Below are 12,745 nucleotides of genomic sequence, written 5' to 3'. Positions count from 1 at the left end.
ACCGTGACCACCTTCACCGAACTGCTGTCGTACGACGCGGCGCTCGCGATGTACGACCCCGTCATGGGCCTGGAGGTCCATGTCGAGCTCGGCACCAGGACCAAGATGTTCTGCGGCTGCTCGACCGAGCTGGGCGCCGAGCCCAACTCGCAGACCTGCCCGGTCTGCCTGGGCCTGCCCGGCGCGCTCCCGGTCGTCAACGCCGTCGGCATCGAGTCCGCCATCAAGATCGGTCTCGCGCTGAACTGCGAGATCGCCGAGTGGTGCCGCTTCGCCCGGAAGAACTACTTCTATCCGGACATGCCGAAGAACTTCCAGACCTCCCAGTACGACGAGCCCATCGCCTACAACGGCTACCTGGACGTCCAGCTGGAGGACGGCGAGATCTTCCGCGTGGAGATCGAGCGTGCCCACATGGAGGAGGACACCGGCAAGTCGCTGCACGTCGGCGGCGCCACCGGCCGTATCCACGGCGCGTCCCACTCCCTGCTGGACTACAACCGCGCCGGCATCCCGCTCATCGAGATCGTCACCAAGCCGATCGAGGGCGCGGGCGAGCGGGCCCCCGAGGTCGCCAAGGCGTACGTCGCCGAGCTGCGCGAGGTCATCAAGGCGCTCGGCGTCTCCGAGGCCCGCATGGACAAGGGCCAGATGCGCTGCGACGTGAACCTGTCGCTGCGGGCGAACCCTTCGGCACCCTTCGGCACCCGTTCGGAGACGAAGAACGTCAACTCGCTGCGCTCCGTCGAGCGCGCGGCGCGCTTCGAGATCCAGCGCCACGCGGCCGTCCTGCAGTCCGGCGGCTCGATCGTGCAGGAGACCCGGCACTTCCACGAGGAGGACGGCTCCACCACGGCCGGCCGCATCAAGGACAACGCCGAGGACTACCGGTACTTCCCGGAGCCCGACCTGGTGCCCGTGGCCCCGGCCCGTGAGTGGGTCGAGGAGCTGCGCGCCGCTCTGCCCGAGATGCCGCGCGTGCGCCGCAACCGCCTCCGCGAGGAGTGGGGCGTGAACGAGCACGACATGCAGTCGATCCTCAACGCGGGCGCGGTGGACTCCATCGTCGCCACCATCGAGGAGGGCGCCGACTCGGCCGCCGCCCGCAAGTGGTGGATGGGCGAGCTCGCCCGCAACGCCAACGAGCAGGGCGTCTCGGTCGACGAGCTGCCGATCACCCCGGCCCAGGTGGCCCGGGTCGCGGCGCTCGTCGCGGACGGCTCGCTCAACGACAAGCTGGCCCGCCAGGTCATCGAGGGCGTCCTCGCCGGCGAGGGCACCCCGGACGAGGTCGTCGAGAAGCGCGGCCTGAAGGTCGTCTCGGACGAGGGCGCGCTGGGCGCGGCCGTGGACGAGGCCATCGCGGGCAACGCGGCCATCGCCGACAAGATCCGCGGCGGCAAGGTCGCCGCCGTCGGCGCCCTGGTCGGCGCGGTCATGAAGACCACCCGCGGCCAGGCCGACGCGGCGCGCGTCAAGGAGCTCATCCTGGAGCGCCTGGGCGTCTCGGAGTAACCTCCGCGTTCCGTACGACGGCCCCGCACCGGCTTCCCGGTGCGGGGCCGTTCGCGTGTCAGCGTGTCAGCTGCGGGCCGGCGATGACCACCTTGCCCATGTCGCAGCCCGCGTCCACCTTGATGCGCAGGCGCAGGGCGCCGTTGACGTCCACCCGCTTCGTGACCGGCTTGCCGAGCTCGACGAGTTCGGAGAAGGCGGCCGGCTGGCCGTCGAGCGAGACGCTGACGCGGCCCTTCTCATGAGTGGATCCGTCGTCGATTCCGGCCGTGAAGTCCAGGTACTTCCACTCGCGGTTGAGGTCGAACTCCGCGATCGCGTCGCCGTTGCACCCGAGGTCGGCGATGAACGCGGCACCGTACTGCTTGGTGTTGATCTTCGCCGCCCCGACCGCGAAGTCACCCAGCCCGTTCACGGGGTTCATGACGGTCAGATCGGCCGCGTTGACACCCGGCGCGACACCGCCGGGGGGCTTCGACCCGGTGGCGGAGGGCTGCTCCAGGGGTTCACCGGAGGACGCCGAGGGGCTGGGCGTCGGCGACGCGGACGGGCTCGGGGTCCCCGTCGCGGCGGGTGCACTCGCCGCCGCCTTGTCGCCGGCTGCCCGGGCCTGGGAACCCTTGTCCTTGTCCTTGCCGTTCAGCAGCTGTACGCCGATCACCGAGAGCACCGCGATGACCAGTACGGCAGCCACCGAGGCCACGATCAGCCCGGTCCGCCGCTTCCTTGCGGGCGGAGGCGGAGGCAGCGTCGGGGCGGGTGCCGGGTGGGCCGGGCCCTGGGCGAGCGGCGGCCCGTACCCCTCCGGGACGGTCGCCCGAACCGCGTCTGGGACCGTCACCGGGGCCGTCGCCGGGGGCTGGGCCGCGGCGGCCTGGGCCGGCGTGGCCGGGGCCTGGGCCTGCGTGGCCGGGGCCGGCGCGGCCTGGACCGGCGTGGCCTGGGCCTGCGTGGCCGGGGCCGGCGTGTGCGCCGGAGGGGGCGTCACCGGCTGCGGCGGGGCCGCCGGAAGGGGCGGCGGGAGCACCGGCTTCGCCGGCACCGCGTCCTGGACCACGCGCTGCGAGGTGGACGTGGTCGTGGACACCACCGCGTGCCGGATGTCCTTCATCCAGCCTGCCAGGTTCACCGGCCGTTCCCCGGGGTCGGCGGCGTAGATCGAAGCGATCCGCGCCCGCTGCTCCGCGTCCAGCACCGCGAACTGCGGCAGGGCCACGAAGGCCCGCGCCAGCAGCTCGGGGGTGGCGGGCGGGGACTCCCCGCTCAGCAGGAAGTAGGCGATGGCCCCGAAGGCGTACCGGTCCGTGCCCGGGGTCCGCTTGCCGTCGAAGACCTCCGGCGCCGCGTAGCCCGGCGTGAACCACACCTCCGCGGTCTGGTGGTCGGCCGTCAGCTTGCTGAGGCCGAAGTCCACCAGCGTGGCCTGCCCGTGGGCGTCGACCATCACATTGCCGGGGGAGAGGTCGCCGTGGATGACCTGGCGGCCGGACGGGGTGGCCTTCCCCGAGTGCAGCCAGTCCAGTACGTCGGCCAGCTGCTCCAGCGTCCGCATCACCTCGCGCCGCTCGGCGGCCGTCGCGAGGGTACGTTCGGCCCGCCAGTCCCGCAGGTCGAGCCCGTCGACGTGGTTCATGACGAGGACGAGTGCCCGCCCGGTCAGCGTCCCCGACTCCCCGGGCCGGTGGATCGGCGGGCCCTCGAAGTGCTCCCGTACGCCCACCACCCCGGGCCGGTGCACGAACCGCAGCAGCTCCGCCTGCTCGTTCCACTTCTGGCTGATCCGGTCGAAGACGTCGGGCGTGATGGTCGTCTTGGAATCGAGCACCTTGACGACCACGGGTTCGGATCCCCCGGCCAGCTCGATCTCCGCGAGATAGAGCACGGCCTCCCCGCCGCGCCCGATCGACCGGAGCAACCGGTACCGGTCGGCTGCCGCGTCCGGCCCGATGTGCAGGTTCTGGCTGGTCAATTTCCCCCCAGCGCCGATGGTTTGAGTGAGGATCAGCTTCCAGCGGCCGGACGCGCACGGTCAATGGGAATCGGCATCCCGTTAGGGTGACGTGACGATACGACCGCCGCTCGGACCGGTGCGTCCAGGAAAGCGAGGCGGGCCCGCTTCGCCGGCAGGTACACCTCGGGCAGGTCGATCTCCGGCAGCTCGATCTCGGGGCCGAGCACGAAACCGGTCCGCTCCAGCAGGGAGACCGCCTTCCCGTTGCGGGCGTCCGGCTCGGCGACCACCCGGCGACAGGCCGGGTCCGAGAACACGAACGCGATGAAGGCCGTCAGCAGGGCCGCCGTGAAGCCGTGCTCGGCAGCCCCCTTGGCCGGGCCGAGCAGCAGGTGCACGCCCACGTCCCCCGGCCGCACCTCGTAGCACTCACTGACCCGGTCCTCCGCGCAGTCGTACGTCTGGAACAGCGCGACCGGCACCCCGTCGCGGCGGGCCAGGAACGCGTGGTGCGTCGTACGCCGGTCGACGTCCTCGTAGATCTCCTGCACCTGCTCGCGGCCGGCCTCGCGCATGCCCCAGAAGCGGGCCCGGTCCTCGGTCACCCAGCTGTGGATCAGGGCCGAGTCCGCGGCCGGGTCGACGGGGGTCAGGGTGACCGTGCCGAAGCCCTCGACGGCGTGGCTGTACACGGGCTGCCGGGTGGCGGTGGCGGTGGTGGAGGCGGTGGAGGCGTTGCTCATATCGATTCCTTGGTGAGGCCGGCCCAGTCGGTGACGACGGGGACGAGTGCGCACCGCGCCCACAGCGGCAGCTGGTCGCGGTGATGGGGCGAGCCGGTGACGCCGTCCGCGCCGAGCGGGACCGCCCACAGGCTGTCCTCGCGCCGGGCGAGGTCCCAGACGTAACGGGCCGCCGAGGCACGGGCGGTGAGGTCGGTGAGGCCGGGGACGGAGGAGGTCGCGTTCACGCAGTCGTGATCGCCGCCGAGACCGGGCCACTCGGCCTGCGGATCCGGGAGCGCCGACCAGGGGGCCAGCCGGTGCACCCCGGACCACACGGTCTGCGGCGCACCGGCCGCCGCGGTCTCCTCCAGCGCGGCGCGGACGTGCGCGGCCCGGTCCAGTCCGGGCAGCAACGGGCTGGCCAGCAGCCCCTCCAGGGCGTAACCGATGCGGGGGACCAGGTACAGCCAGGGATGGAAGACCTCGGGACCCTCGGGTGCGCCCCACAGGTCCGCGAAGACGGGATCGGCGGCGAGACGGCGGACGGTCGCGGTCCGGAAGGCCGCGAACAGGGTGGCGTCGGCGCTGTCGGCGTCCATGTGCCGGTCCCACGCCAGCAGCCGGGTGCGCAGGTCGTGCGCGGCCGGGGTCAGGTCCGCGAAGCCGGGCAGCAGGTCGAGCAGCGGCGCCGCCGAGCCCAGGTAGGTGTCCCGGTGCACGTCGGCCATCGCCTTCGGGGACCACCGGGTCCGGCCGCTGAGCAGCTCGCGGATGCGGTTGGCGCGGTGCGGGGGAGCGAACTCCACACCGAGCGGGGAGGCGATCCCACGCGCGTTCGCCATCACGGCGAAGCCCTGCACCGGCTCCTCGGGGGTCTCGGCCCAGCCCTGCCAGGCGTGCCGCGCGTCCCGTGCGGGTACGGGGCGCAGCCGGTTCGCGGGATCGCGCAGCGGCACGGCGCCCGCGACACGGTGCAGCAGGCCGCCCTCGGAGTCGGCGGCCTGGACGACGTTGACGGGCTCGGCCCAGCCGTCGAGGGCCCGGTCGACGTCGCCGACGGTGCGCGCCCGCAGCAGGGCGGGGAGCGCCGCGAACCCGAGGTCCCCGCGGACCCGCGGCGGGTAGCGGAGCGCGAGGGTCTGCTCGTCGGGCGCCCGCCCCCGGACGATCACCGGGCCCCGGGCCGTCTCCAGGACCTCCACCTCGACGTCGTCGCCGCCGGCCACGTGGACGGTTTCCGTGTGGCGGTGCACCGGCTCCCACTCGCCGTCCGGGCCCAGTGCCTCCACGGCGGGGCCGGCCCCGCGCAGCTCCTCGGCGTACAGGTCCTGGTAGTCCGCCATCGCGTTGGTGATGGCCCAGGCGACGGTGCCGGCGTGCCCGAAGTGGGCGAGGCCGGGGACACCGGGGACGGCGAGGCCGAGGACGTCGTACTCCGGGCAGGAGAGACGTATCTGCTGATAGACGCCCGGGTCCTCGATGAACCGGTGCGGGTCGCCCGCGATGATCGCCGAACCGGTGGCGGTCCGGTCGCCCGGCACCAGCCAGCCGTTGCTGCCGGCCGTGCCGGGGCCGTCGGTGGCGAACAGGGTGGCCGCCTCGTCGCCGAGGGCGCGGGCCGCGCGTTCGCGCCACAGCTTCGTGGCGAAGCCGGCGAACAGGATGTGCGTGGCGGTCCAGATGCCCAGCGGAACCCACGGTTCCCACGGGGTCGGGGTCAGCCCGGTACGGGCGAAGCGCGGATCGCGGGCCGAGCCGGCGGCGAGCCCGTCATTGACCCCCTCCACGTAGGCGCGGACCCAGGCCGCGGTCACCGCGTCCAGCGCCTCGTAGCACCGCCGGGCGGTGTCGGCGAGGCGGCACTGGCGGGCGAAGCGGTCCCAGGCGACGGATCCGGCGCCGAGGAAGGCGGCGCTGGAGCCCTGCGCGCGGTGGCGCTCGACCTCCAGCTGCCAGGCCCGGTCGAAGGCGGTGGCGCGGCCCTGGGCGTAGGCGAGCCCGAGGTGATCGGCCGCACGGAGGTGGGGGATGCCCCAGGGATCGCGGAAAACCTCGTACGGACCGCTGTCGCTGCTCACACTCTCCCCCAGGGCTTAGGTTAGGCTGGCCTAACTATAGGGCCTATGCGCCGGTGACCCCGTCGATCGCCTCCCGGAGGAAGTCGGCGTGGCCGTTGTGGCGGGCGTACTCGTGGATGAGGTGCAGCATGAGCAGCCGCAACGAGGCCTCCTCCTTCCAGCTCGGCACGTACGCCGTCACATCGAGGGACTCGGCGTGCGCCTCGATGCGGCGGGCGTGGGCCACTTCGGCCTCCCAGGCGGCGAACGCCTCCTCGCGGGTCGAGCCGGAGGCGTCGTAGGCGGCCTGGAAGTCGTGGCTGTCCGACCACAGGTGCGGCAGCTCTTCACCGCTGAGCACCCGGCGGAACCAGTGCCGCTCGACCTCGGCCATGTGCCGGACGAGGCCCAGCAGGGAGAGGGTGGACGGCGGCATCGATGTGCGCCGAAGTTCTTCGTCGGTGAGGCCTTCGCACTTCCACGCGAGGGTGGCCCGGTGGTAGTCGAGGTAGGCGCGCAGGGTCTCGCGCTCGCCGGCGGTCAGGGGCGGGCTGATTCGTTCCATGGGCCGATCCTGCCCACCCTCTCCCCACCACGGAACCCTCCGGCCCGCCCGTGCCCCCCTCCCGGCCTCGCCGGCGTTTGAGGGGCGGGGTCTGGAGCGGAGCCCAGACACGAGCCCCCACCCCAGCCTCGCCGGCGTTTGAGGCGCGGGGTCCGGGGCGGAGCCCGGACGTGAGCCCCCACCCCAGCCTCGCCGGCCTTTGAGGCGCGGGGTCTGGGGCGGAGCCCGGACGTGAGCCCCCACCCCAGCTCGCCGGCGTTTGAGGCGCGGGTCCGGGCGGAGCCCGGGGAACGGTGGAAGGGCGGGTAGGGGACCGGCTCCGCGCAGCGGCCCGCACGCAGGGGCCGGCGGGACAGGGCGCGCGCCGGGGTACCTCCTCGGGCGTCGAACCTGCAGAGGCAGCGGACATGTGGCGACGTGGTTGCGTTCGACGCCCTGCGGGGGCACCCCGCCGCACACCCGGCCCCGCCGGCGCGGGGGTTGCGGTGGTGCCGGCCCGCGGGGCGCCAGGTTCGACGCCCTGCGGGGGCACCCCGGCACCCCGGCATAACACCGGCCCCGCCGGCCCCGCCACGGCCGGAGCGTCAGGCGAGGCCGGGGAGCAGGTACGGCACCGTCACGCCCAGCCGGAAGAAGCCCAGCCGTTCCAGGATCGGGCGGCTGTCGTCCGAGGCGTCGACCTGGAGGTACGGGATGCCCCGCTCCGCCGCGATGCGCGCGCGGTGCGCCACCAGCAGCCGGTAGATGCCCCGGCCCCGCCACTCGGGGACCGTGCCGCCACCCCACAGGCCGGCGAACGACGTGCCCGGCCGCATCTCCATGCGGGCCGCGCTCACCGGGGTGTCACCCGCCATCGCCAGCACCGCCGCGATGGTCTCCGGCTCGTCCCGCAGCAGGCTCAGCATCTGCTCCCGGATCCGCGGCCGCTCCGTCCCGAAGGCCCGCGCGTGGACCTCCATCATCAGGTCCACCCCCGCCTCGTCGGTCACCACCCGAAGGGTGATCCCCTCCGGCGCGTCGAGCGGCAGCCGCGAGAGTTCGGACACCCGTCCGATCATCAGCGTCTCGGCCGGCTCCGGCACGAAGCCCGCCGCCCGCAGCCGGTCCCCGAGGTCCGCCGGCCGGTCGTAGTCGTACAGCTTCCACTCGAACTCCGACGCCCCGCACTCCGCAGCGAACGCCACCTGCGCCGCGATCGCGGAGTCCGCCGTCTCCTCGTCGAGGTCGGACCAGAGGACGCCGCTCCAGCCGAGCCCCGGCATGACCTGCCGCACCACCGGGCCCGCCCGCTCCACACGCGCCTCCGCCGCATCCGGCTGGGCCCCCTCGCGCATCTCCGCGTCGAAACGCGCCCGCACCTTCAGCATTTCATCGTGATCCATGGTCATCGCCCCAGATCATCAGTGTCGGACGGGCCGCACAACTGCATTAGCCTCGGCCCGTGAACCACGACTCCGACGTCACCATCCACACCGGCAAGGCCGGCCCCGACGCGGCCGTCGACCGGGGCTGGCTCCTCGGCCACTTCAAGGACCCCGGCGATCCCCGCCACAGCGAGGACGTGGAGATCAAATGGGGAGTCCACCCGAAGGGTGAGGCGCGGGAGCGGTGGGCCACCGCCGAGAAGCGGACCGCGCTGCTGGTCCTGATCAGCGGGCGGTTCCGGATGGAGTTCCCCGGCCGTACCGTCGTCCTCGCCGAGCAGGGGGACTACGTACTGTGGGGCCGCGGGGTCGACCACTCCTGGTACGCGGAGGAGGACGCCGTCGTCCTCACCGTCCGATGGCCCTCGATCCCCGGCTACCGGGTGGACGAACCACCCCTGTGACGATGCACACGAAACGGGCCAACGATCACGAAACGCTGAGATCGTTGTCTTGTAGACCATCTCGGCACGTCACGGGGCGACCCCCCGTACCCGCAGCCGGGCCTTCACGAGTTCCAGCGTTCTTTGCGACGGGCTGTCCCCCGGTAAAGATCCGAACCACCAGGGAGCACGTCCGTTGGCAGCAATAGCACGGTGGTGCATCCGCCACCGTCTCCTCGCCGTCCTGATCTGGCTGCTCGCCCTCGGTGCGACCGCGGTGGCCGCCGGGACCGCGGGATCGGCGTTCTCCAACGACTACGAGGTCCCCGGCACCGAGTCCGGCAGGGCGCACGCACTCCTGCGCGAGGGCTTCCACGGCCAGGGCGGTGACACCGACACCATCGTGTGGCGGGCCCCGGACCATCAGAACGCGCGCACCCCGGACATCGAACAGCGCATGACCCGCGCACTCGGCACCGTCGCGCACCTTCCCGGGGTCGGGTCGGTGGCCGGGCCCTACGGCCCGGGCCTCGAGAGCGCCGCCAGGATCAGCCCCGACGGGCGCACCGCCTACGCCGTGGTGACCTTCGACCGGCAGGCCGACTCCGTACCCAAGGCCCAGGCGCAGGCCGTGGTCGACGCGGCGAAGAACCCGGCCACCGAGGCCGACGGCCTCCAGGTCGAACTCGGCGGCCGCGCCATCGGCCTGACCGAGGCCCCCGCCACCCACCTCGCCGAGGTCATCGGCGTGGTCGTCGCGGCCCTGGTGCTCTTCCTCGCCTTCGGCTCGCTCGCCGCGAGCCTGCTGCCCATCGCGACCGCCCTGGTCAGTGTCGGCACCGCCTATTTCGGGATCACCCTCCTCGGGCACGCGATGGCCGTCGCCGACTTCGCCCCGATGCTCGGCACGCTGGTCGGCCTCGGCGTCGGCATCGACTACGCCCTCTTCATCGTCACCAGGCACCGCAAGGCACTCGCCCGGGGGATCCCGGTCGAGGAGGCCGCCGAGAACGCCGTCGCCACCACCGGCCGGGCCGTCGTCTTCGCCGGAGCCACCGTCTGCATCGCGCTCCTCGGCATGCTGGTCCTGCGGCTGAACTTCCTGAACGGCGTCGCGATCGCCGCCTCCGTGACGGTGGTCCTCACGGTCGCCGCGTCGGTCACCCTGCTGCCCGCCCTCCTCTCCTGGATCGGACCGCGCGCCCTGTCGCGCCGCGAACGGCGCAGGCTCGCCGCCCAAGGCCCGCTGCCCGAACAGGCCACGGGCTTCGCCGTCCGCTGGTCCGCCTTCGTGGAGCGCCACCCGAAGCTGCTCGGCCTCGTCGCCACCGCCGTGATGGTCGTCCTGGCGCTGCCCACCTTCTCGCTGCACCTCGGCACGTCCGACCAGGGCAACAATCCGGCCACCTCCACCACCCGGCAGGCCTACGACCTGCTGGCGGAGGGCTTCGGTCCCGGCGGCAACGGACCGCTCACCGTCGTCGCCCGTCTCGACGGGGCCGGCGACCGGCTCGCCGTGGAGCACCTGGCGGAGGCACTCGGCAGGACGAAGGGCGTCGCCTCCACCGGCCCCGCCGTCTTCAACCGCAGCGGGGACACCGCGGTCATCACGGTCGTCCCGGAATCCGCCCCCCAGTCCCGGGCCACGAGCGAGCTCGTCGACCGGATCCGCGAGGACGTGGTCCCCCGCGCGGAACGCGGCAACTCCATGGAGGCCCACGTCGGCGGCGTGACCGCCGGCTACGACGACTTCGCCGAGGTCGTCATCGGCAAGCTGCCGCTCTTCGTCTCGGTGGTCGTGGCCCTCGGCTGCGTCCTCCTGCTGCTGGCCTTCCGCTCCATAGGGATCCCGCTCAAGGCCGCGGCCATGAACATCGCCGCCGTCGCCTCCTCCTTCGGAGTCGTGGTCGCGATCTTCCAGTGGGGCTGGGGCAGCGAGCTGCTGGGACTGGGCAGCGCGGGCCCCGTCGAACCCTTCCTGCCCGTGATCATGGTGTCCGTCCTGTTCGGACTGTCGATGGACTACCAGGTCTTCCTCGTCAGCCGGATGTACGAGGAGTGGCTGGAAACCGGCGACAACAAGCGGGCCGTCCGCGTCGGACTCGCCGAGACCAGCCGGGTCATCAACTCGGCTGCCGTCATCATGATCTCCGTCTTCCTGGCCTTCGTGCTCAGCGGGGACCGGATCATCGCCATGTTCGGCATCGCGCTCGCCGCGGCCGTCGCCCTCGATGCCTTCGTGCTGCGCACCCTCCTCGTCCCGGCCCTGATGCACATGCTCGGCGGCGCGAACTGGTGGCTGCCCGCCTGGCTCGACCGGCGCCTGCCCAGGATCAGCATCGAACCCCCGGAACGGCACCCGCATGGGAAACTTCCGGCACAGCGGCCGAGCGAAGACAGCGCGGAGCCGGCTGACTCCGTACCCGTGTCCAGCTGACCAGCCGTAAGGACCCCACTGATGTTCGCGATAGACCTGGCCGAAGACGCCCAGCTCAGGCCGCTCGAGGTGTGGCACGCCGAGGAGTTCCTCGCCCACATCGACCGCGGCCGCGCATTCATCGGCCAGTATGTCGGCTTCCCCGACCGGGCCACCGACCTCGACTCGGCGCGCGAGCTGCTCCGGTCGAACGCCGAGAAGGCGGCCAACGACGGCACCCGGTTCTTCGGTATCTGGGTCGACGACACCCTCGTCGGCGGGGTGCTCTACCCGGCCTTCGACGCCGCCGCCGGCAACTGCGAGGTCGGCTGCTGGCTGGAGCCCTCGGCGGCCGGACGCGGACTGGTCACCGCCGCCTGCCGGGTGCTCATCGACTGGGCCTTCGACGGGCGCGGCATGCACCGCGTGGAGTGGCACGTCGCCACCGGGAACAAGAAGAGCATCGCCGTCGCCGAGCGCCTCGGCCTCACCCGTGAGGGCGTGATGCGCGAGAACCACCTGCACCGGGGCGTCCGCCAGAGCACCGAGGTCTGGTCGGTCCTCGCCCACGAGTGGGCCGCGGCCCGTACCTCCTGAGGCACCCGTCCCGACGGGCCCCGCGGACCGCGGGGCCCGGGGCGTCCATGACCAGCGGATTCTCAGAAGACTCTCAGACAAGGCACCTACGGTGCCCCGCATGGACACCACCAAGACCCCCGACGCCCCCGAGGCGGAGACCACCCCGGCCGACCTGACCAAGGCCGAACCCGCCGCCGAACCCGCCGCCGAGGCCGCCGCCGAACCCGCCGTCGAGGCCGCCGCCGCCGAACTCGCCGACGAGGAGCTGGACGACGCCGAGTTCACCGACGAGCAGGCCGAGACGGAGGGGTCGGGCCACGTAGGGGCCGCGGCCTGCGCGCTCGTGGCCGCGGGCCTCGGTGCCGTGGCCCTCAGCGGAAGCTGGATCGGCGGCATAGTCGCCGAACGCGCCCGCGTCACCAGCCAGCTGAAGCTCAGCCAGGCCGCCGACGTCAACGCGCAGATCGCCGCCCAGTTCGTCGACCCGTGGCACACCACCGCTCTGGTGAACGGCATCTTCTCCGCCCTCGCCCTGATCATCGGAATCCTCGTGCTGGCCCTGCCCGCCCTCGGCTCCCCCCAGCGCACCCTCCCCGCCTGGGTCCGGTCGGTCTCCTGGGCGGGCGTCGCGCTCGGCGCCGTGGGCGTCCTGCTCTTCGTCCTCATGTACTTCGACCTCCTCCTCACCATCCCGGCACCGGCGGCCGGCTAGTCCCCCACCACCCGCTAAGCACGGCCTTAGGCGTCCCCGGCCCGACCGAGGTGCCTCAGGCCCGGGACTAAGGCCCCCTGCCCCTCCCGGATGCGGCATGCGACCGATGTGCCGGTACCCCCTGGGACGCGAAGCTTGGATCACACCGAACGAGGTGACCGGGAAACGCAACCAGGGAGCATGAGATGTTCGAGTACGAGATCGCCACCGCCCGCCGCGCCGACCTCATCCGCCAGGCCGACGAGTACCGCCTGGTCCGGGAGGCCAAGAAGGCGCGACGCGCCTCCTCTCGAAGCCAGGATCCCGAAGGGGTGGTGAGCGCACAGCGGAGCCGGTTCACCCGAGCCGCGTGAACCGCGCCCCGATACGCGTGGACTGACACGTGATGAGCAGCGCGCCGATAACGAGTGCCGCCGAA

Annotated in this window: 11 protein-coding genes; 6 read left to right on the top strand and 5 right to left on the bottom strand. The window is 72.7% G+C overall.

Translation table 11 applies throughout. The features are described 5' to 3' along the window. The first annotated feature begins 3 nt into the window (after window positions 1-3). Window positions 4-1,515, top strand: a complete 1,512-nt coding sequence (gene gatB / locus ACZ6Y1_RS11455; RefSeq protein ID WP_469626173.1) for an Asp-tRNA(Asn)/Glu-tRNA(Gln) amidotransferase subunit GatB — start codon at window positions 4-6, stop codon at window positions 1,513-1,515. A gap of 58 nt (window positions 1,516-1,573) precedes the next feature. Here gatB and ACZ6Y1_RS11450 read toward each other — a convergent pair whose 3' ends face one another. The 5 genes from ACZ6Y1_RS11450 to ACZ6Y1_RS11430 form a co-directional block, all read right to left on the bottom strand. After that, window positions 1,574-3,484 (bottom strand): protein kinase domain-containing protein, encoded by a 1,911-nt coding sequence (locus ACZ6Y1_RS11450; protein WP_469626169.1) that lies wholly within the window; start codon window positions 3,482-3,484, stop codon window positions 1,574-1,576. 32 nt (window positions 3,485-3,516) lie between these two features. Next, the gene (locus tag ACZ6Y1_RS11445) at window positions 3,517-4,209 is read right to left on the bottom strand and encodes a GNAT family N-acetyltransferase (RefSeq protein ID WP_469626167.1); all 693 of its coding nucleotides are present in this window, start codon (window positions 4,207-4,209) and stop codon (window positions 3,517-3,519) included. After that, window positions 4,206-6,269: a penicillin acylase family protein gene (locus ACZ6Y1_RS11440; protein WP_469626164.1), complete on the bottom strand. Its 2,064-nt coding sequence runs from the start codon at window positions 6,267-6,269 to the stop codon at window positions 4,206-4,208. The genes ACZ6Y1_RS11445 and ACZ6Y1_RS11440 overlap by 4 nt, the downstream gene beginning before the upstream one ends. 43 nt (window positions 6,270-6,312) lie before the next feature. Beyond that, on the bottom strand, window positions 6,313-6,813 hold the full coding sequence (locus tag ACZ6Y1_RS11435) for a DinB family protein (protein WP_469626161.1): 501 nt from the start codon (window positions 6,811-6,813) through the stop codon (window positions 6,313-6,315). Between the two features lie 584 nt (window positions 6,814-7,397). Beyond that, window positions 7,398-8,195 carry a GNAT family N-acetyltransferase gene (locus ACZ6Y1_RS11430; protein ID WP_469626158.1) on the bottom strand — a complete coding sequence of 266 codons (798 nt, stop codon included), beginning with the start codon at window positions 8,193-8,195 and terminating at the stop codon, window positions 7,398-7,400. A gap of 59 nt (window positions 8,196-8,254) precedes the next feature. Between ACZ6Y1_RS11430 and ACZ6Y1_RS11425 the strand changes: the two genes are divergently transcribed. From ACZ6Y1_RS11425 to ACZ6Y1_RS11405, 5 genes are all read left to right on the top strand, one after another. Beyond that, a complete protein-coding gene (locus tag ACZ6Y1_RS11425) occupies window positions 8,255-8,641 on the top strand; it encodes a cupin domain-containing protein (RefSeq protein WP_469626155.1) in 387 nt (128 codons plus the stop codon). A 175-nt stretch (window positions 8,642-8,816) separates the two neighbouring features. Beyond that, window positions 8,817-11,057, top strand: coding sequence for an MMPL family transporter (locus ACZ6Y1_RS11420; protein ID WP_469626151.1), 2,241 nt, complete (start codon window positions 8,817-8,819; stop codon window positions 11,055-11,057). Window positions 11,058-11,078: 21 nt separating this feature from the next. Continuing rightward, window positions 11,079-11,633, top strand: a complete 555-nt coding sequence (locus ACZ6Y1_RS11415; RefSeq protein WP_469626148.1) for a GNAT family N-acetyltransferase — start codon at window positions 11,079-11,081, stop codon at window positions 11,631-11,633. Window positions 11,634-11,733: 100 nt separating this feature from the next. Then, window positions 11,734-12,327 carry a hypothetical protein gene (locus ACZ6Y1_RS11410; protein ID WP_469626146.1) on the top strand — a complete coding sequence of 198 codons (594 nt, stop codon included), beginning with the start codon at window positions 11,734-11,736 and terminating at the stop codon, window positions 12,325-12,327. Between the two features lie 185 nt (window positions 12,328-12,512). Continuing rightward, window positions 12,513-12,680, top strand: coding sequence for a hypothetical protein (locus tag ACZ6Y1_RS11405; RefSeq protein ID WP_469626143.1), 168 nt, complete (start codon window positions 12,513-12,515; stop codon window positions 12,678-12,680). Window positions 12,681-12,745: the final 65 nt, after the last annotated feature.

It is taken from the genome of Streptomyces sp. NPDC053432, assembly GCF_055585365.1.
The sequence above is the reverse complement of the archived record's forward strand: the minus strand, read 5'-3'. Positions and strand labels throughout refer to the sequence as shown.

What these genes read in the sequence shown, in the direction of transcription:
- ACZ6Y1_RS11405 (WP_469626143.1), top strand. Translation starts at nt 12,513, where the DNA reads ATGTTCGAGTACGAGATCGCCACCGCCCGCCGCGCCGACCTCATCCGC.
- ACZ6Y1_RS11430 (WP_469626158.1), bottom strand. Translation starts at nt 8,195, where the DNA reads ATGGATCACGATGAAATGCTGAAGGTGCGGGCGCGTTTCGACGCGGAG.
- ACZ6Y1_RS11435 (WP_469626161.1), bottom strand. Translation starts at nt 6,813, where the DNA reads ATGGAACGAATCAGCCCGCCCCTGACCGCCGGCGAGCGCGAGACCCTG.
- ACZ6Y1_RS11445 (WP_469626167.1), bottom strand. Translation starts at nt 4,209, where the DNA reads ATGAGCAACGCCTCCACCGCCTCCACCACCGCCACCGCCACCCGGCAG.
- ACZ6Y1_RS11410 (WP_469626146.1), top strand. Translation starts at nt 11,734, where the DNA reads ATGGACACCACCAAGACCCCCGACGCCCCCGAGGCGGAGACCACCCCG.
- ACZ6Y1_RS11415 (WP_469626148.1), top strand. Translation starts at nt 11,079, where the DNA reads ATGTTCGCGATAGACCTGGCCGAAGACGCCCAGCTCAGGCCGCTCGAG.